Source organism: Streptomyces echinatus (genome assembly GCF_014203595.1).
GTDB lineage: Bacteria > Actinomycetota > Actinomycetes > Streptomycetales > Streptomycetaceae > Streptomyces > Streptomyces echinatus.
The window spans coordinates 88535-106376 of sequence record NZ_JACHJK010000014.1 but is presented as its reverse complement, the minus strand read 5'-3'; the positions used below and the strand labels follow the sequence as shown (position 1 = coordinate 106376).

Sequence of the window (17842 nt, the reverse complement as noted above, 5' to 3'; positions counted from 1 at the left end):
CGGGCTTCTCATGGCCGCCACGCCCGGCCTCGGACCGCCCCGTGGCCAGGCGGCAGGTGTCAGGCGGCAGGCGGCAGGTGTCGGTTGTCGGGTGCCAGGCGGGAGCCGTCGTCCGTTCACCGAAGGCCGGGGGCGGCATGGAGACCCACGAGGAGGGCGGCCCGGGTCGGCCGGCCGGCGCGCGGGTGCGCATGCCGGCCCGCCACCTCGGTTCACCGCAGCAGCAGATACCGCGTCACCAGGGACCGGGCCCGGTCCGCGCCGATGCCCAGGGCCCGGCCGAGGGCCTCCCACCGCTGGTCGCCTTCCTCCTCCAGCACGCAGGCCGCTTCCCGGCCGGCCCGCCGGGTCAGCCGGTCCAGCGCGGCCACGGCCCGCAAGGCGGCGGCGGGCGCGTCCTCGGCCAGCGGGATCAGCTTGTCCTCCAGGGCGTTCAGCAGCCCGGCCAGGTCGGCCGGCAGCGGCACCGTCTGCCGCTCGACCGCCCGGATGTGCTCGCTCCAGTCCCGGCGCGGCCCCGAGACGTCCAGCTCCTCCAGGCCGTCCGTGTCGAGTTCGTCCCACGGGACGGGGGTGCTCGGCCCGCGCCAGCCGCAGCTGCACGAGGCCCGCACCGCCGCCGCCCTCGGCCTGGTCACGCTGCCGTCGTACGCCCACCACTCGCTGGTGCGGTACGTCTCGGCGCCGCTGCCGATGTCGAAGTACGCGGGCTTCGGCTCACTGCCGTCCGCCAGGACGGCTCCCACGATGCCCTCGTGGGAGTCCCCGAACTCCTCGGTCGTCCAGCCCACGGCCGCATCCCTCCCCTCGCCGGCTACGTCCTGCCCATCATCGGCGACCGCGTGACCGGCCGGACCGCGGACGGTGAAAAGGGTCCGGAACCGGTCCCGTCGCGAGCCGGTACGCCCGTGTCCGTCAGGGGGCGACCGGCGCCTCGGGCAGCCGCTCCAGGGCCACCGGCGCCGCGTCGTCGTCCAGATCACCGCGCACATGGCGGACCAGGTCCCGGCGCAGCCCGGCCGCCATCGCCTCCAGGTTCCGGCCGGCGTGCGCATCGAGGCGGGCGGCCAGGCCGAAGAACCGGCCACGCCGGTCACGGGCCTCGATGAACCCGTCCGCGTACAGCAGCAGGTCGCCCGGGCCGAACGGAACGGTCTGCATCGCCGGTGCCGTCTCCAGCAGGTCACCGAGACCGAGCGGCGCACCGGGCCGGTCGGGGAGCAGGCCGCGTACCCGGCCCGCCCCCACCAGGAACGGCTCGGGATGCCCGCAGTGCACGAGCCTGGCCACGGGCTCCCCGGGCGGGAACTCCACCAGCAGCGCGGTCGCGAACCGCTCCGTGAACAGGGCGCCCGGGGTCCCGTCCGGCCGGTCGCCGTCCTGGACGCCGTCCACGGCCGTGATCTGCCGCCGGGCACGGTCGTCCAGCCGCTCGGCGATCCGTGTCAACAACGGCTCCAGGTGGACGAGTTCACGGAACGCGCCGAGCAGGGCGGCGCGCAGCGCCAGCGCGTCGATCCGGTGGGGGAGGGGATGCATCAGCGCCCGCTGCGCCGTCTCCGCGACGGAGCGGACCTGCCGCAACTGGTGTTCCCGCCGCCGTCGTCGCGTCCCGCGGGCCGCTCGGCCGGCCCCGGCAAGGCCGCCCAGGATAATCGGACAAATAGGGCATTCGGCAAATGGTGATTGTGCGGTTAAGGGCCGGTGTCCGGGGCTCTGTCGGGTTTGCGCCCGCCCCCGTACACTGCCAATCCGCAGCCATGCGGGGGCAGTTGACCGGGGGGAGCCGTCATGTCCGCAGGTCCGTACGATCCGGGGCAGGGGTCCGGCGGCCCGCCGCTGCCGCCCATGCCGCCCGGTCCGCCGCCCGCGCCGGCGAGTCCGCCGCCCGGTCCGCCGCCCGCGCCGCCCGACGCCTGGCGGGCCGTCGCGGTCGCCCTGCTCAATCTCAGCGGCCTCGGACTCGGGTACGCCCTGCTGCGACGCCGGGTGCTGACGGCCGTCTGCTGGGCGGCGACCGGCACGCTCCTGTTCGTCGCGCTCCCCGCGGACGCCGACGGCGTTCCCGGCGCCGCGCTCGCCGGCTACGCCGTACTCCTGTCGGCGGCGGCCGTCCACGGCGGGTTCGCCGGACTGCGCACCCGGGCCGCCCGGCCCGGCAGGGCGCCCCTCGCGGTGCTGCTGGGTGTGCTGCTGCTCGCCGTACCCGCCGGCGGTGCCCTCGGTTACGACGACGCTCACGACGAAGCCGTCGAGCAGGCGATCCTCGGCCGGCTGGAGCGAGCCGACCGGCTGGTCGCCACGAGTGGGCGGCAGCCGTTCACCACCGCCGCGGCGGACTACCGCACGGCCCTGGAGGCCTACCGCGACATCGCCGTGCACCACCCCGGCTCCCGAGCGGCCGGCAGGCTCCCCGAGAGCCTGCGGACCTACTACACGACCGTCGGCGCCGCCTACGGCCACCACGAGTACTGCCAGGCCATAGCGCCGCTGAAGTACCTGCGCACCGTGCCCGGCACCCTGCCGCGAGAGCGGCTCGGCGCGCTGGCCGACTGGCCCGACGAGCGGCTCGCGACCTCCCTGTACGAGTGCGGAACCGAGCACCTGACGACCGGCGAGGCGGACTGGGTGACCCGGTTCGGCGACCTCCTGGACACCTTCCCGCGGTCCGCGGCGGCGGCCGGGGTGGTACCCGCCGTCGACACGGCGGTGAAGAGCGCCGAGAAGGCCGTCGGCGGCGGCGAACCCTGCGCGGCCGTCGAACGGCTGCACACCCTCGGCACCCGGATCGACGCCCTGTCCGCGTCGGCCGGTGACACGGACGGCCGCCTGGCGAAGGCCGCGGGCCGCGCCGGGCGCAGCGGCGACGCGGGCCAGTACGCCTGCGGTGTCGATCAGTACAGGGACGGCGACTTCGACGCGGCCCAGGAGACCATGGAGCGATTCGCCGCCGGTCACGAACACGACAGGAACCGGGCCCGGGCCCAGAAGGTCGCCATCGCCGCCGAGGTCGCCCGGACGGTTCCCGCGGCCGGCCGGAAGCTGCCCACGACGGCCTCCGGCGGCAGCATCTCCGTCACCGTCAAGAACGACAGCCCGGACGACGTCACCGTGCTGTACACCGGTCCGGTCACCGGCAGCTTCACCCTGAAGGGCTGCGCCCGCTGCAAGGCATACTCGCTCGCCGACACCCTGCTCTCCGGCTTCAAGCCCTGCGCCGACAGCGGCAGAGACTACCCGCAGCGCACCATCGGCCTTCCCGCCGGCACCACGTACTTCGTGCACAAGCCGAGGCGCGGCAGCACCGCGACCCCGGCCTCGGACACCGCCAGACTCCGTTCCGGCTACCTCTACACCGAATGCGCCTACTCGACGCAGCGGCTGGGATCCGGCTACTGACCGGGGACCGGGACGCAGCCGGCCGGGCCGGAACGCGGGGCGCCGGCCCGGCGCGGCGCACACCAGGGCGCCGCGCGCGGCAGGTCAGCCGGCCGTGGGGTCGCTCCGCATCCTCACCTGGTCCTCGAGCCGTCGCAGGCTGCCCTCCAGGGCCTCGTACACCGCCTGCTCGCCCGGATCGTGGCCGCCCTCGAAGAAGGACAGGTGCACGGTCACCTCGCTGGCGCCGCTGCCGATGCCCGCCACCTGCAGCCAGCCGGTGTAGCTGCCCCGCTCCCGGGTGCCCCACTCCATGCGCATCTGGTCCGGCGCGGAGCGCAGCAGGGCGGGCATGTCCTCACCGGAGCCGTCCTCGTGCACGGTCACGGCCGGCGGGTCCTCGACGTCCACATGCAGGGCGTCCGGGAGCCAGGCATCGAGCTGGGCGACGTTGGTCGCCTGGTCGAAGACGTGCTCGGGCTGCGCGGGCATCGTGCGGGATCGTTCGTATTCGGCCATCGTGGGCACCGCCCCTCCGGTCGGAAGCCGTACCCCCACCGCGTGCCCCTTCCGCGCCGGCCGAAAAGCCCGGGCCCGGCGGCCCGTCGTCACAGGCCCAGGGCGATCGCCACGCGGGTCAGTTCGGCCGTGTTGGTGATGTCGAACTTGGCCCGGATGCGGCGCAGGTAGGCGTCCACGGTGTGGGTGGAGAGCCCCATGTGGCGTGCGGTCTGCAGGTAGGTGCGGCCGGCCGCGATGTGCCGGAGCGTCTCCCGCTCGCGCGGAGCCAGGGCGGGGGCCTCGGTGGGCGACGGGGCGAGAGTGGCGCTCATGTGATTCCTCCGGCGGAACGGCTCGGGGGCTGTCCGTTAAGGGCGATTTGCCCTTGTTCCACCAGATTGCTCGGCCGACTTCATGGGACTGTCCGCCGACTGTCACAGGCGTGTCACAGGGGCCGGAGGCGCGTTTCGGTCTTGGGCTCGTCCCCCCTTGCCCGGTCCCTGCCGCGGCCGGACCCTCAGTCGACCGCCGAGCGCGCCGTCCGTTCCACCAGGCGCACCCCGTCGCTCATCGACGCGCTGCCGTCGGACAGGACCGCGACGAGATAGCGGTGACCTCCGGCGCTGACCTGTCCGACGCTGTTGACGTCCCAGAGCCCCGTGGTGTTGCGCTGCAGCCAGCCGTTCTTCAGCGCCTTCCCGGACCCCGGGCCCGCGATCGCGGAGACACCCCAGGTCTGCTCGGGTACGACCCGGCTCATCAGGGAGCGGACGTACGTGCGGGAGTCCGCGTCGAGGCCGCCGGAGCCCTTGTGCGCCGCGCCGCCGGAGCCGAACACGGCCCGCAGCAGTCGTATCTGGTCACTGGCGGTCGTCCGGGTCAGGCCCCACTTGCCGCCGGGCCCGCCCTTCGTCGAGGTCAGCCCCAGCCGCTCGTTCGCGGCCGCAAGACCCGGGGCCCGGCCGATCCGCCGCCACAGGGCGTTGGCCGCCGCGTTGTCGCTGCGTCGGATCATCGGTTCGGCGAGGTGCCGTTCCGTCGGGGTGAGCCGCCGTCCCGCGTCCTGCGCCCGGAGCAGCAGCGCTGCCAGGATGTCGACCTTGACGATGCTGGCGGTGTCGTACGTCCGGTCCGCGCCGCGGACCACGGGGGTGCCGCCGGTCGCGTCCAGGTCGAGCACCGCCACCGTGGCGTGCGCCGACGTCTTCGCGGCGGGCGCGGTGGCGGCGGCTGCCGGCGCCGGGTGCAGGAGACCGGCGGAGAGGAGGGCGGCGGCCGAGGCCACAAGGGCGCCGGCCTTGGTCCGTGTGGTGCGGGAGAAGCGGGGCGACATGGGTCACGAACGTAGACAAGAAGCGCGCCCGGCGACGTGGTACCCGTCACCTTCGGCCCTGGTTCGCCCCGTTTTGTGAGAAGAGCCACCGGCGGGGAGCCACCGGACGGGGAGGTGACCGGGCGCATGACCGGGCGGGGGAGTGACACGGCGGGGCGCGACCGATGGAGCGCATTGTGCGGCCGGGCCGCCCGCGCGGCGGCGTGTACGCGCGGCCGTGCCGACCTCCTCGCCTATCGTCGGCCAGACACCGACATCCGGAGTGATCATGAAAAAAGCGGATGACCTGGTGAGTGTGACGGACGGTGTGGCGGCCGTACCCCTCGGTCCGTCCGTGCGCCGCGCCCGGGCGTGGCCGCTCGGCGCCGCCCTCGCGCTCACCGGGGGTGCCACGGCCCTGCTCCTCCTGGCCGGCACCCAGTGGCTGAACCATCCGGCCGTCCAGGCATGGCGCACGGTCAGCCTGGCCATCACCGTTCAGGCGCTCCCCTTCCTGCTCCTCGGCACCGCCCTGTCCGGAGCCATCAACGCCTTCGTGCCGGCCGACCTGTTCACCCGGGTGCTGCCGAGACGGCCCGCCCTCGCCGTACCGGTCGCCGGCGCCGCCGGCGCGATCCTGCCGGGCTGCGAGTGCGCCTCCGTTCCCGTCGCGAGCAGCCTGATCCGCCGGGGCGTGACACCGGCGGCCGCCTTCGCCTTCCTGCTCTCCGCGCCGGCGATCAACCCCGTGGTGCTCACCGCCACCGCCGTGGCCTTCCCCGGCAGCCCCGCGATGGTCGTCGCCCGGCTGGTGGCCTCCCTCGGCACGGCCGCCGTCATGGGCTGGCTGTGGCTCTGGCTCGGCAAGGAGGAGTGGCTGCGCCCCCTGCTGCGGCACCGGCACACCGGCCACCGGCACGGCCACAGCCGCTGGACCGAGTTCCGGCTCGGCTTCCAGCACGACTTCCTGCACGCCGGCGGCTTCCTCGTGCTCGGCGCCATGGCCGCCGCCACCTTCAACGTCACCGTGCCGGGTTCCGTCCTGGACACCTTCTCCGGCACGCCCTGGCTGGCGGTGCTCTTCCTGGCGGGACTCGCCGTGCTGCTGGCCGTCTGCTCGGAGGCCGACGCGTTCGTCGCGGCCTCCCTCACCGGTTTCCCGCCGACCGCCCGGCTCGCGTTCCTGGTGGTCGGCCCGATGGTCGACCTGAAACTGATCGCGCTGCAGGCCGGCACCTTCGGCCGGGCCTTCGCCTGGCGGTTCTCCACGGCGACCACCGTTGTGGCCGTCGCCACGAGCGTCCTGATCGGAGGCGCGCTGCTGTGAGACGCCCCGTCCAGACCCTGCTCCTGGCCCTGACCGGAACCGGCCTGCTGCACGTGGCGCTGTTCACCGACCTCTACCTGCGCTACGTCAAGGCCGGCCTGCGCCCGCCGCTGATCGCCTCCGGGGTCGTCCTGCTGCTGCTCGCCCTGGCGGCGGCCACCCGCGGTGGAGTACGGCCCGCCCCCCACATCGGTCCCGGGACCCCGTCCGGCCACGGGCACGAACAGCCCTGTGGGGACGACAGCGACCACGCCCATGAGCACGAGCGGCTCCGAGAGGCCGACCAGCCCCACGGCCACGACCACACCGGCACCCCGCGCATCGCCTGGCTGCTGTTCCTGCCCGCCCTCAGCCTGCTCGTCCACGCCCCGCCCGCGCTCGGCGCGTACACCGCGGCCCGCGCGAACACCAAGCCGGTCGCCGTGCACAAGGGGTTCGCCGCCCTGCCGGCGGCCTCACCCGTGCCGCTGACCCTCACGGGCTTCACCGAACGAGTCCAGCAGGACCGCAGCCGGGCCGTCGCGGGCCGCGCCGTCAGGCTGACCGGCTTCGTCACCCCGGCCGGTGAGGACGGCGGCTGGTACCTGACCCGCATCATCTTCTCCTGCTGCGCGGCGGACTCGCAGACGGTCAAGGTGCGGATGTACGGCAGGCAGGCGCCGCCCGCCGACACCTGGCTGGCGGTGACCGGCACCTGGCACCCGCGGGGCACCCTGGGCACCAGGACCGCGGAGGCCGCGCTCGACGTCAGGGACGCCAGGCCCGTCGCCCAGCCGGTGAACGCCTTCACCGACGACCTTCCGCTGACCCCGTCCTAGCCGGCCACAGCCGCCTCAGCCGGTCACAGCCGGTCACAGCCGGTCATGGCCCGTCCCAGGGCCTGTCCTTTCGGAGCGGGCCGGGGCCGCCGGCGGCAGCGCCGCGGACGAGCGTGCCGGGCCTCGCGGGCCGGTCCGGAACCGGAAGAAACGCCAGGCCCGGCTCCCTCACCGGGCCTGCGGCGGACGATCGGCGGCGAGAGGTGCAGGATGGTGTCGTGACGCTCGCTCCGGGACCGGGGCCGCGACATCCGCGGGGGGCCGTCCCGGTTCCGGGCCGCCGGTGCGCGAGAGGAGGCGGTGACGATGACTCGGACACCTCCCACGACGGTCACCCGGGTACGGCTGTGGCGATGGCGGCGCAATCCGCTCAGGCGGCACAGCGATGTCGTGGAGGCCTGGATCGTCCTCGCCGGCTGGCTACTGGCCCTGGCCGCCGGGGTCGTCGCGGGCCTGCTGGCGGTCCAGACCTCCGAGTCGGCGTTCGCGGCGCGGCAGGCCCGGGTGCACCCCGTGACCGCCGTCCTCGCCGACGGCTCGGCACGGATGCCGGCCACCGGCAGCGGTTACGACGACGGCCGGGTGTGGGCCGGCGTGCGGTGGACGGACGCGGACGGCTCGGTGCACACCGACCGGGCGAAGGTGGTCCCGGGCTTCTCCGCCGGAAGCCGTGTGACGGTGTGGACGAACCAGGCGCACCAGGTGGTGCCCGCCCCCGTCACCGGTACGGCGGCGGACCTGCAGTCGGCCCTCACCGGCGCCCTGGTGGCCCCGGCGGCCGCGGCGGCGGTCTGGGGCGCGGGATGGCTGGTGCGCAACCGGCTCATCCGGCGGCGCATGGCCGAGTGGGACGCGGAGTGGAAGCAGATCGGTCCCCGGTGGGGGAACCTCAGCGGAGGCCGAGGCTGACCCCGAGCGACGCCGGCCGCCGCCCGTCACCGATCGAACCGCCCGTGCTTCCGCCCGTTGGTGGTCGGACCGTCGGCGGTGGCTTGAGGACGTCCACTCGGGTTACTCGGGAGGTATGGCCAAGCTGCACGTACCTCTGCGTCATCACCGGCAGGCCGCCGACGAGACTCCGGCGGCGCCGCCCGTCCCCGCGCCCGAGGAGGCCGGACCCGCCGAGGAGGTCGAGCGGCGCGCCCCGGACACTCCGGTGAAGCTGCCCCGGAAGGCGTGGGCGGCGGCCTTCAAGGGCGCGCTGCGCGAGTTCCGGGACGACGAACTGACCGACCGCGCCGCGGCGCTCACCTACTACGCCGTCCTGTCCCTGTTCCCGGCCCTGCTGGTGCTGGTGTCACTGCTGGCCGTGGCCGGCAGGTCGGTCACCGACCGGGTGCTGGCCAACCTGCGGAACCTGGCCCCCGGCCCCGTCCGGGACATCGTCACCCGGGCCGTGGAACAGCTGCAGGGCACCGCAGGCACCGGCTCGATCGTGGCCCTGGCCGGCCTCGTGCTGGCCGTGTGGTCGGCGTCCGGCTACGTGGCCGCCTTCATGCGCGCCGCCAACGCCGTCTACGACATGCCCGAGGGCCGTCCGGTGTGGAAGCTGCTGCCGGTGCGCGTCGGCATCACGGCCGTGCTGATGGTCCTCGCCGTGGCCAGCGCGCTGATCGTGGTCTTCAGCGGTGGCCTGGCCCGGCGCGCCGGACAGGCGATCGGCGCCGGGGACACGGCGCTGACGGTGTGGTCGATCGCCAAGTGGCCGGTGCTGGTCCTGCTCGTCACCGTCATGATCGCGATCCTGTACTGGGCGGCCCCGAACGCCAAGGTCAAGGGCTTCACCTGGATCACCCCCGGCAGCGTCCTCGCCCTGCTGATCTGGATGGCCGCCTCCGCCGGGTTCGCCTTCTACGTCGCCAACTTCGCCTCCTACAACAAGACCTACGGCACCATGGCGGGAGTCATCGTCTTCCTGGTCTGGCTGTGGATCACCAACCTGGCCATCCTGCTGGGCCTGGAGTTCGACTCGGAGACCGTGCGGCAGCGGGCCATCGCCGGCGGCCATCCGCCCACGGCCGAGCCCTACACCCAGCCGCGCGACACCAGGAAGTGGGACGAGCAGGACGTGCGCCGCCTGGACGGAACCTGACGGGCACGCCCCACTCCCCTTGTCATGCGCCGTAGCCGCCGTCCACCGAGAACTCGGTGCCCGTCACGTACGCCGCTTCGGGCCCCGCGAGGAACGTCACCATGGACGCCACCTCCTCGGCCGTCCCGAAGCGGCCCAGAGAGGTCATGGCCGCCTGGCCGTCCGCGTACGGGCCGTCCGCGGGGTTCATGTCGGTGTCGGTCGGGCCCGGATGCACGACGTTCGCCGTGATACCGCGTCCCGCCAACTCCCGGGCCAGGGCCTTCGTCAGGCCGATCACGGCCGACTTGCTCATCGCGTACAGCGTGGCCCCGGGTCCCGGAACGCGCGCCGTGACGCAGCTGCCGATCGTGATGATCCGTCCGCCGTCCGTCATGACCGCGGCGGCGGCCTGGGCGGCCAGGAACGCGCCGCGTACGTTGACGGCGAGGACCTGGTCGACGTCGGCGAGGGACAGGCCCTCCAGCGGCCCCATCAACCCGACGGCCGCGTTGTTCACCAGTACGTCCAGCCCGCCCAGCTCCCCGGCCGCGCGGCGCACCGCGTCCGCCGCCTCCGCCGCGTCCGCGGAGTCCGCGCGCAGGGCGACCGCCCGCCGGCCCATCGCCTCGATGTCCCGTACGACGGCCTCGGCCGCGTCCTTGCCCTGCACATAGGTCAGGGCCACGTCCGCGCCCGCCTGCGCCAGCCGGCGTGCCGTCGCCGCGCCGATGCCCCGGCTGCCGCCGGTGACCAGTGCCGTCCTGCCGTTCAGTTCCGTTCGTGATGTCATGGCTCCATCCCACCGGACACGCCCCGGGGAAGACCGGCGGAGAACGGACGTCGACCTCGGCGGCGGGCCGGTGCGCGATCAGCGCCGCGGGACCTCGCCCGGGCTGATCAGACCGGTCTCGTAGGCGAGGATCGTGGCCTGGACCCGGTCGCGCAGCCCGAGTTTGGACAGCAGGGCGTTCACATGGCTCTTCACCGTGCCCGTGGTGACGCCGAGCCGGTCGCCGATCTCGGCGTTGGAGAGGCCGGACGCGATCTTCAGCAGGACTTCCCGTTCCCGCTGGGTGAGCCGGTCGAGCGGCCCGGAGGCCGCGGACGGCGGGGGCGGGGCACTGCGGGCGAACGTGTCGATGAGGCGAGCGGGTGACGGCGGGCGCCAGGATGCCGTCGCCGGCCGCGACGACCCTGATGGCCGACAGCAGTTCCTCGGGCAGGGCGTCCTTCAGCAAGAACCCGGACGCCCCGGCGCGCATCGCCTCGTACACGTACTCGTCGAGGTCGAATGTGGTGAGCACCAGCACCCGTGGCCCGTCGGCCGGCGCGGTGATCAGGCGCGTCGCGGTGAGCCCGTCCATGCCGGGCATCCGGATGTCCATCAGGACGACGTCGGCCCGCTCCGCCGCGGCGAGCGACACCGCCGCCGCTCCGTCACCGGCCTCGGCCACCACGGTCAGATCTGGTTCGGCGTCCACGATGGCGGCGAATCCGGCCCGGACCACGGCCTGGTCGTCGACGACGATCACGCGTATGGCGACGGGGACACCTCCTGAGCGGGGGCCGGAACGACTCCGGCCGGCAACGACACCCGTAGGGTACCGGCAGGTTCACACACGATCCGCCCGTCGGCCGCGTCGACCTGCACCCGCAGACGCTCGGCGACGGGGCCCGCGACGGCGAGCCGCACCCCGGTCACCGTGATGCGCAGGAGGCCACGGCGCCGCCGCAGGGTCACCCGCGCCGGTCCGGCATCGCCCGCGCCGAGCGCCGCCTCGACGATCCGGTACACCGAGACCTGCACGGAGGGCGGCAGTTCCCGGGCGGCCTCCGGCAGGCCCCGCATCCGTACGTCGCGGCCGGCCGAACGCAGCGCGTGGCACAGCGCGTCGAGATCGGCGGCGGACGGCGACGGGGCGAGCGGCCGGCCGGACCCGCCGTCCCCGGACCCGCCGAGGCTGTGCAGCATCTCCCGCATCGCGGCCAGCGCCGCCCTCGCCGTGCCGGCCACCTGCTCCAGGTCGCCGCGCCGGGCCGCGCCGACGAGCGCCCCGGTGTGCGCGAGCACGGCCTCGCGCAAGGCCCCGGCCAGCCGCTGCCGTTCGGCCTGCGCGGCCCGTTCGGCCTGCCAGATCGAGCTGGCGAACGCGAAGTCGTCGAACGCCAGGACCCGCATCCGGCGGCGCCGCACGAACACACCGGCACCCCACACGGCGAAGAACACCGGAGCCACCAGGACGGACAGGAAGAACGGCAGCAGGACGACGTCGGCCGGACCCGTCGGTTCGCCCGCCACCACTCCGTCGGCGCACGCCGACGCCGTGACGACACAGGCCGTCCCGAGCGCCGCGGCGGCCGGTGCGGGCCAGGTGCGGGGCGCCCCCTGACCGTAGGCGGCGACCGCGTACACCGCCAGCACCTCCACCAGTGTCCCGGCCACGAGGAACTCCGTGACCTGGGACGGCAGCCGCGCCGCGACGACGGCCACCGGCCCCAGCCCGGCGGTCGCCAGGACGGCGAGGAACACGGCCCAGGGCGCCCTCCTGCGCCACAGCAGGGGCACCGCGTGCAGCACCAGCAGCCCGCAGACGACCAGCAGGGAGGGCAGCGCGGCCCGCCGGGCCGCGGCCGTCCAGTCCTCCGTCAGAGCCAACACGCACGACACGGGCAGCATCATCGCGGCCAGCGTCAGCGCCGGGTCGGTGAACCGCTGCTCCCGCAGGACGTCACGCCGCCAGCCGTCCTCGTCCTGCCGCCGCGGCAGGTCGCCGTCGGGCAGGGTCGCGTGGACCCGCCAGCCGCCCTCGGGGGTGGGCCCGGCGGTCAGTTCGCCGCCCGCGGAGGCGGCCCGCTCCCGCATCCCGGACACCCCGCGCCCCGCCCCGAGACCGGCGGCCCCCTGCGGCGCGGTACGTGGCGGAGCGTTCTCCACGGTCAGTTCGAGCCCACCGGGCGCCCGCCGGACCCGTACCCGGGCGGCGGCGCCGGGTGCGTACCGCAGTGCGTTGGTGAGGGCTTCACGGATGATGCCGTGGACCGCCTCGGCCGCCGGGCCGGCCAGGTCGTCCGGGATCCGAGCGGTCACCGGGGGGCCCAACCGGCCGAATCCCGCCACCAGTTCCTCGATCCGGCCGCTCATCGGCCGGTGGTCCGGCCGGTCGGCGTCCCGCAGCAGCCCCACGAGCCGTTGCAGCGCCGTGAGGGTTTCGGCGCCGGTGCGTTCCGCGAACGACAGTGCCTCGGCGGCCAGTTCGGGCCGGTCGTCCTGGAGCCGGCGCGCGGCGTCGACGGTCACCACGACCGACGTGAGGTGATGGGCACTCACGTCGTGCAGTTCCCGGGCCAGGCGGCGGCGCTCGTGGTCGCCCGCCAGCCGGCGGGCGTCCAAGGCCCCCGCCAGCCGCCGGACGGAGCTCATGCGGCCGGCGAGCAACCGGCGCCTCGCCTCGCCGAGTCCGGCGCACAGCAGGTACGCGCCCAGGGAGACGGCCATGTCGGACAGCAGCGCGGCCCGGGGACCCTCCTGCACCGCGGCCGCCACCCACTCGACGCCCACGACGGCGGCCGTGGCCCGGACCGTCACCGGTACGGGGCAGCGGACGGCGACGGAGTACAGGGCGATCAGCGGGCCGATCCCCAGATAGCCGTCCGGTGCGGCCAGTCCGCCGAAAATCACGGCCACCAGAGTGCAGGCCAGGGCTCGCAGCGGAGCGGTGCGTCGCCACCCCAGCGCGGCCGTCTCCAGGGCCAGCGCGCACAGGGCGCCGACGAGCGCGGGCCCGGTCGGTGCGTCGTCCGGGCCTGTGCCGGGCCACAGCAGGATGCCCTGCCCGGCCGCCAGCAGCAGGGGCAGTAGCCAGGTGCGTATCGTCTCCATGTCGCCGACGAGCGTAGAGGCCGGCCGTGCGGCGCACACCGGACCCGGGGCGGAGGTCCGTCTCCAACCAGAGACAGAGACACCTGGCGGGGGCGGAGACATCGGGGGCATGGAGACACCGGCCGGGTGTGAAGACACCGGACGCCGGCAGCCGCACCGGCCGCAGGCGGCACCGCCGGCCAGCGGCGACGCCACCAACCAGAGATAGAGACACCGGTCATGCCGCAGGCCGATGGCACACGAGAGTGTCCTTGGGCAGGCTGGCGGCATGACACAGCCCCAGCTCGCCGAGCAGCTCCCGTACCACCGCCTGGCCCGCCTCTCACCGCGTTACGGGGCGTGGCGCCCACTGGTCGGCACCCTGGTCCTCGCCGGGACGTACCTGATCACCCTGGTCGTCCTCATGGCCGTCTTCGTGGCCGTGGGATCGGGCATGGGGTACGAGGAAGACGCCGACGGCTGGCCGGAGTTCGGTCCCGTCGCGGACACCGCCATGGGCCTGTTCGCGATCGCGGCCGGCATACCCGTCGTGCTGCTCACCGTGCGCTGGATCGGGGGACGCCGGGCCGGCACGGTCTCGTCCGTGGCCGGGCGGCTGAGATGGCGCTGGCTCATGTCGTGCGTACTGACCGCCGTACCGATCGTCGCTCTGTCGATGGGGGCCATGCTGCTGCTGCCCGACGACGGAGGCGGTGCGGAGAGCCGGTGGGTGGGATGGGCGGCCTTCGGGCGTGCTCTCGCCCTGCTGGTGGTGCTCGTGCCGCTGCAGGCAGCCGCCGAGGAGTACGTCTTCCGCGGCTGGCTGACCCAGACCGCCGGGGCGTTCCTGCGCTCGCCGTGGGCCGCGTTCCTGCCCCAGGCGGTCCTGTTCGCCGCCGCCCACGGCTGGGGCACCCCCTGGGGCTTCGCCGACCTAATGGTGTTCGGGGCGTGCGCGGGCTGGCTGACCTGGCGGACGGGCGGTCTGGAGGCGTCCGTCGCCCTGCACACGGTCAACAACCTCCTCGCCTTCGGTGCCTCGGCCGCGGTCGTCGGCGGACTCGCGAGCGACGAGACCGCGGCCGACGCGAACTGGCAGGTGGTCGCGCTGGACGTGCTGAGCATCGTCCTGTACACGGCGGCCGTGACGTGGTGGCTGCGCCGTCGCCGGCTGGAGCGTACGGCCCCGGCTCCGCAGCAGCCCGCGCAGCCACCGGTGTTCGCCACGGGTGTCCCGTACGTCCCCGGAGCCCCGGTGCCCGCGCAGTGGGTGGGCGGCCCGGTCACCGGCGTACCCGTGCCGTCGCCCTGGGCGGCTCAGCCGGGACAGGGTACGGCCGTCGCCCCGCCGTGGGCAGGACAGCCCGGGCCGGTCACGGCCCCGCCGTCGCCCTGGACCGAGCCGCCGGTGTCCGGCACGGGCCTTCCCCCGGCGGCCGGCCTGCCGGCGGCCGACGCCCGGGAGGACGGCGCGGACCGTTCGTGAGCCCCGGCGCGACCGCAACGCGCGCCGGCCGTGGGCCGTAGGTGAGCCGGCGCGAACGCAACGTCCGTCGGAGGCAGGCCGTATGTGAGCCGGTGCGACCCCAAGGCCCGTCGGCCCCGCGGGCTGCGTGTGAGCCCCGGGCGACCACGACGCCCCGGCCCCACAGGAACAGGGGGATCGCCGGCGGGGCGGGTGGTGCCCGCCGGTCAGCCGAGGCGGGCGGCGATGGTCCGCGCGCACTCCAGGGACTCGGTGCGGGTCGTGTCCACCTCCAGGTCGTACGACACCCCCTCGTGCACCAGGTCGGCCTGGGACGCGGCCATGCCCTCGGCCCGGTCGCCGCGGGCGGTCTCCCGTGCCGCCGCGACGTCCGGCGCGCACCGGACGCCGACCCACAGCACGTCCAGCCCCTCCAGGGCCTTCCGCCACCGCTGCTGCGAGGCCGCTCCGCCGAGGAAGACATCGTCGACGACGACCTTGGCGCCCGCCCGCGCGGTCGCCGCGACGCCCTCCATCCAGGCCGCCTCCAGCGCCCGGAACCCGGCCCCGACGTGCACCCCGCCGTCCGCGGCGAACTCGATGCCGCCGTCCGGCCCCCGCAGCCTCGGCGGCAGTGCGTCGACGAGCGAGTCGATCCCGAACACCAGCCAGGGCTCCGGGAGTACGGCCTGCAGGCAGCGCGCGATCCCGGACTTCCCCGCGCTGGAACCACCGTTGAGAATGATCATCTGAGTCGTCACCGTGCCACGGTACGAAGCCTTCCGGCCCGGCGGTAACGCATTTACGGCGCACACCGCCCGGCGCGTCGGACCCGCCGCCCTGTCGGCCGTGCCGTGCCGTTCCGTCCGGGCCGGCCGGGTACCCGGCAGGGAAGGCCGTCCCGGACCGCCGTGCGGGACGGCGCGCCGGAGGAGCGGCTCGATGTGCCGCACGCGCGGCTGGTGGAAGATCTGTCCGGTGGAACGGGCGCCAGGCACGGCCGGACGGCCTGTCCACCGGACCGTGGGGCACTCCCCCCGACCGCCCATGCCCCCTACCTTCAGGAAGTCGATGTCATGACCGACAAGCTCACCGTAAGTGTCCTGGGCACCGGCATCATGGGTGCCGCCATGGCCCGCAACCTGGTGCGCGCCGGACACACCGTCCGCGTCTGGAACCGCACCCGTGCCAAGGCCGAACCGCTCGCCGCCGACGGCGCGCAGGTCGCGGGCACCCCAGCCGCCGCCGTCGAGGGCGCCGATGTCGTCCTGACCATGCTCTACGACGGTCCGGCCGCTCTGGACGTGATGCGCGAGGCCGCCCCCGCGCTGCGTTCCGGCGCCGCCTGGGTGCAGTCCACCACCGCCGGCATCGAGGGTGTCGGCGCACTGGCCGCCTTCGCCCACGATCACGGCCTGGTCTTCTTCGACGCGCCGGTGCTGGGCACCCGCCAGCCGGCCGAGTCCGGTCAGCTCCTCGTGCTCGCCGCGGGCCCGAGCGCGCACCGGGCCGCTGTGACCCCGGTGTTCGACGCGGTCGGTGCCCGTACCGTGTGGTCCGGCGAGGACGGCGCGGCCGGTACCGCGACCCGGCTGAAGCTGGTCGCCAACAGCTGGGTCATCGCGGCCACGGCAGCGGTCGGCGAGGTGCTGGCCCTGGCGGGGGCGCTCGGGGTGGACCCTCAGGACTTCTTCGACGCCATCGGCGGCGGCCCGCTCGACATGGGGTACCTGCGGGCCAAGTCGGCACTCGTCCTGGAGGACCGGCTGACACCGCCCCAGTTCGCGGTGGCCACGGCCGCGAAGGACGCCCGGCTCATCGTCCGGGCGGGCGAAGAACACGGTGTCCGCCTGGACGTGGCCGCGGCGAGCGCGGAGCGCCTGGAGCGGGCCGCGGCGCAGGGACACGCCGACGAGGACATGGTCGCCGCCTACTTCGCCAGCTTCGGCTCCACCGACCGCCCGGCAGGCTGAGGCAGCCTGCCGGGTTCCCCGGCCGCCGTCGCCGTCGCCGTCGCCGCCGCCGCCGTCCCGCCGCACCGCGGTCCGGGGCGGCGCCCCCCGGCATCCCGCGGTGATGGTCAGCCGGACGTCCGCAGCAGCAGTTTGCCGGTCGACGCGCGCCCGCCCATCAGCCGGTGCGCCTCGGCGGCGTCCGCCAGCGGGAACTCCGCGGTGACGGGCAGGCGCACGGTCCCCTCGACGACCGTGCGGAAGGCACGCTCGGCGAGCGCGCGCAGGGCGTCGGGCACGGACTGCGCGAGACTCAGCACGGAGAAGCCGGCGACGGAACGGCCCTGTGCGTACAGCTCGGGCTGCCCGACGTGCCACGGCTCGGCACCGCTCGCGTTGCCGAAGGACACCAGACGGCCGAAGGCGGCCAAGGCGTCGAGGCCATGGCGCAGGGTCTCGCCGCCGACCGGGTCGAGCACCAGGTCGACGCCCCGGCCACCGGTGGCGCGGCGGACGTCGGCGGCGAAGGTGTCCGTGGTGAACACCTCGTCGTAGCCGTGCCGGCGGGCGTAGGCGGCCTTGTCCCGGGAGGAGGCCACGCCGTACACGGCACCGGCGCCCGCCGCCCGGGCCAGCTGCCCGGCCGCCGTGCCGACACCGCCGGCCGCGCCGTGCACGAGGACCGTCTCGCCCGCGCGCAGCCGCCCCACCTCGTGGAGCAGGGCATGGGCCGTCGGCAGGACGGTGGGCAGCGCGGCGGCGGTGCGCAGGTCCAGACCCCGGGGGAGCGGGAAGACGGTGGCCGCGTCGGCCGCCACCACCTCCGCGTAGGCACCACTGCCGACCAGCGCGACGACGTCCTGCCCCGGTCGCAGCCCCTCGACTCCCTCGCCGACGGCCCGCACGCGGCCGGACACCTCCAGACCCGGGCGGAACGGCAGCGCCGTCACCCGGTACCCCTCGGCGCGCGCCTTGAGGTCCGCGAAGTTCACGCCGGTGTAAGCGGCGTCGATCGTCACCTGCCCGGGCCCCGGCTCGGGGACCTCGGCGTCCACGGCCTTCAGCACCTCGGGACCGCCGTACTCGTGGAACTCCACCGCACGCATGAGCAGCACGCGCCCTTCCGCAAAGTGTTCAATGGAAAGCGAACACTGAG

At 74.8% G+C, this 17842-nt stretch carries 16 protein-coding genes and 1 pseudogene; 7 read left to right on the top strand and 10 right to left on the bottom strand.

Annotation, left to right across the window (positions count from 1 at the left end; all coding sequences use genetic code 11):
* Nucleotides 1-212: 212 nt before the first annotated feature.
* Entirely contained in the window at nucleotides 213-791 is a 579-nt protein-coding gene (locus FHS34_RS31940; protein ID WP_184971950.1) for a hypothetical protein, read from the bottom strand.
* A gap of 124 nt (nucleotides 792-915) precedes the next feature.
* Nucleotides 916-1584 (bottom strand): PP2C family protein-serine/threonine phosphatase, encoded by a 669-nt coding sequence (locus FHS34_RS31935; protein WP_184971948.1) that lies wholly within the window; start codon nucleotides 1582-1584, stop codon nucleotides 916-918.
* Nucleotides 1585-1791: 207 nt separating this feature from the next.
* Between FHS34_RS31935 and FHS34_RS31930 the strand changes: the two genes are divergently transcribed.
* Entirely contained in the window at nucleotides 1792-3399 is a 1608-nt protein-coding gene (locus FHS34_RS31930) for a hypothetical protein (RefSeq protein WP_372478601.1), read from the top strand.
* A gap of 84 nt (nucleotides 3400-3483) precedes the next feature.
* Here FHS34_RS31930 and FHS34_RS31925 read toward each other — a convergent pair whose 3' ends face one another.
* The 3 genes from FHS34_RS31925 to FHS34_RS31915 form a co-directional block, all read right to left on the bottom strand.
* The gene (locus FHS34_RS31925) at nucleotides 3484-3897 is read right to left on the bottom strand and encodes an SRPBCC family protein (protein WP_184971946.1); all 414 of its coding nucleotides are present in this window, start codon (nucleotides 3895-3897) and stop codon (nucleotides 3484-3486) included.
* An 89-nt stretch (nucleotides 3898-3986) separates the two neighbouring features.
* A complete protein-coding gene (locus FHS34_RS31920) occupies nucleotides 3987-4211 on the bottom strand; it encodes a response regulator transcription factor (protein ID WP_184971944.1) in 225 nt (74 codons plus the stop codon).
* Between the two features lie 185 nt (nucleotides 4212-4396).
* Nucleotides 4397-5212, bottom strand: a complete 816-nt coding sequence (locus FHS34_RS31915; RefSeq protein ID WP_184971942.1) for a serine hydrolase — start codon at nucleotides 5210-5212, stop codon at nucleotides 4397-4399.
* 268 nt (nucleotides 5213-5480) lie between these two features.
* Here FHS34_RS31915 and FHS34_RS31910 point away from each other — a divergent pair, with 268 nt between their 5' ends.
* The 4 genes from FHS34_RS31910 to FHS34_RS31895 all read left to right on the top strand — a co-directional run bounded on the left by FHS34_RS31910 (nucleotide 5481) and on the right by FHS34_RS31895 (nucleotide 9428).
* Nucleotides 5481-6518 (top strand): permease, encoded by a 1038-nt coding sequence (locus tag FHS34_RS31910; RefSeq protein WP_225817653.1) that lies wholly within the window; start codon nucleotides 5481-5483, stop codon nucleotides 6516-6518.
* A complete protein-coding gene (locus FHS34_RS31905; RefSeq protein WP_184971940.1) occupies nucleotides 6515-7336 on the top strand; it encodes a TIGR03943 family putative permease subunit in 822 nt (273 codons plus the stop codon). The genes FHS34_RS31910 and FHS34_RS31905 overlap by 4 nt, the downstream gene beginning before the upstream one ends.
* Nucleotides 7337-7642: 306 nt before the next feature.
* Nucleotides 7643-8245, top strand: a complete 603-nt coding sequence (locus tag FHS34_RS31900) for an Rv1733c family protein (RefSeq protein ID WP_184971938.1) — start codon at nucleotides 7643-7645, stop codon at nucleotides 8243-8245.
* 115 nt (nucleotides 8246-8360) lie between these two features.
* Entirely contained in the window at nucleotides 8361-9428 is a 1068-nt protein-coding gene (locus FHS34_RS31895; RefSeq protein ID WP_184971936.1) for a YihY/virulence factor BrkB family protein, read from the top strand.
* Between the two features lie 22 nt (nucleotides 9429-9450).
* Here the strand turns inward: FHS34_RS31895 and FHS34_RS31890 are convergent, their stop codons facing one another.
* The 3 genes and pseudogenes from FHS34_RS31890 to FHS34_RS31880 all read right to left on the bottom strand — a co-directional run bounded on the left by FHS34_RS31890 (nucleotide 9451) and on the right by FHS34_RS31880 (nucleotide 13290).
* Complete coding sequence (locus tag FHS34_RS31890; RefSeq protein ID WP_184971933.1) at nucleotides 9451-10200, bottom strand: SDR family oxidoreductase; 750 nt, start codon at nucleotides 10198-10200, stop codon at nucleotides 9451-9453.
* Between the two features lie 78 nt (nucleotides 10201-10278).
* Nucleotides 10279-10948 (bottom strand): annotated as a pseudogene (locus tag FHS34_RS31885) (response regulator).
* Complete coding sequence (locus FHS34_RS31880; RefSeq protein ID WP_184971931.1) at nucleotides 10939-13290, bottom strand: sensor histidine kinase; 2352 nt, start codon at nucleotides 13288-13290, stop codon at nucleotides 10939-10941. Before FHS34_RS31880 ends, FHS34_RS31885 begins: the two are co-directional and overlap by 10 nt.
* Nucleotides 13291-13558: 268 nt before the next feature.
* On the opposite strand from FHS34_RS31880, the gene FHS34_RS31875 reads away from it, so the two are divergent.
* The gene (locus FHS34_RS31875; protein ID WP_184971928.1) at nucleotides 13559-14755 is read left to right on the top strand and encodes a type II CAAX endopeptidase family protein; all 1197 of its coding nucleotides are present in this window, start codon (nucleotides 13559-13561) and stop codon (nucleotides 14753-14755) included.
* Nucleotides 14756-14961: 206 nt separating this feature from the next.
* Here FHS34_RS31875 and cpt read toward each other — a convergent pair whose 3' ends face one another.
* Nucleotides 14962-15483 (bottom strand): chloramphenicol phosphotransferase CPT, encoded by a 522-nt coding sequence (cpt, locus tag FHS34_RS31870; RefSeq protein ID WP_184972211.1) that lies wholly within the window; start codon nucleotides 15481-15483, stop codon nucleotides 14962-14964.
* A gap of 327 nt (nucleotides 15484-15810) precedes the next feature.
* Here cpt and FHS34_RS31865 point away from each other — a divergent pair, with 327 nt between their 5' ends.
* A complete protein-coding gene (locus tag FHS34_RS31865; RefSeq protein WP_184971926.1) occupies nucleotides 15811-16707 on the top strand; it encodes an NAD(P)-dependent oxidoreductase in 897 nt (298 codons plus the stop codon).
* Nucleotides 16708-16814: 107 nt separating this feature from the next.
* Here FHS34_RS31865 and FHS34_RS31860 read toward each other — a convergent pair whose 3' ends face one another.
* A complete protein-coding gene (locus FHS34_RS31860) occupies nucleotides 16815-17792 on the bottom strand; it encodes a quinone oxidoreductase family protein (protein WP_184972209.1) in 978 nt (325 codons plus the stop codon).
* Nucleotides 17793-17842: the final 50 nt, after the last annotated feature.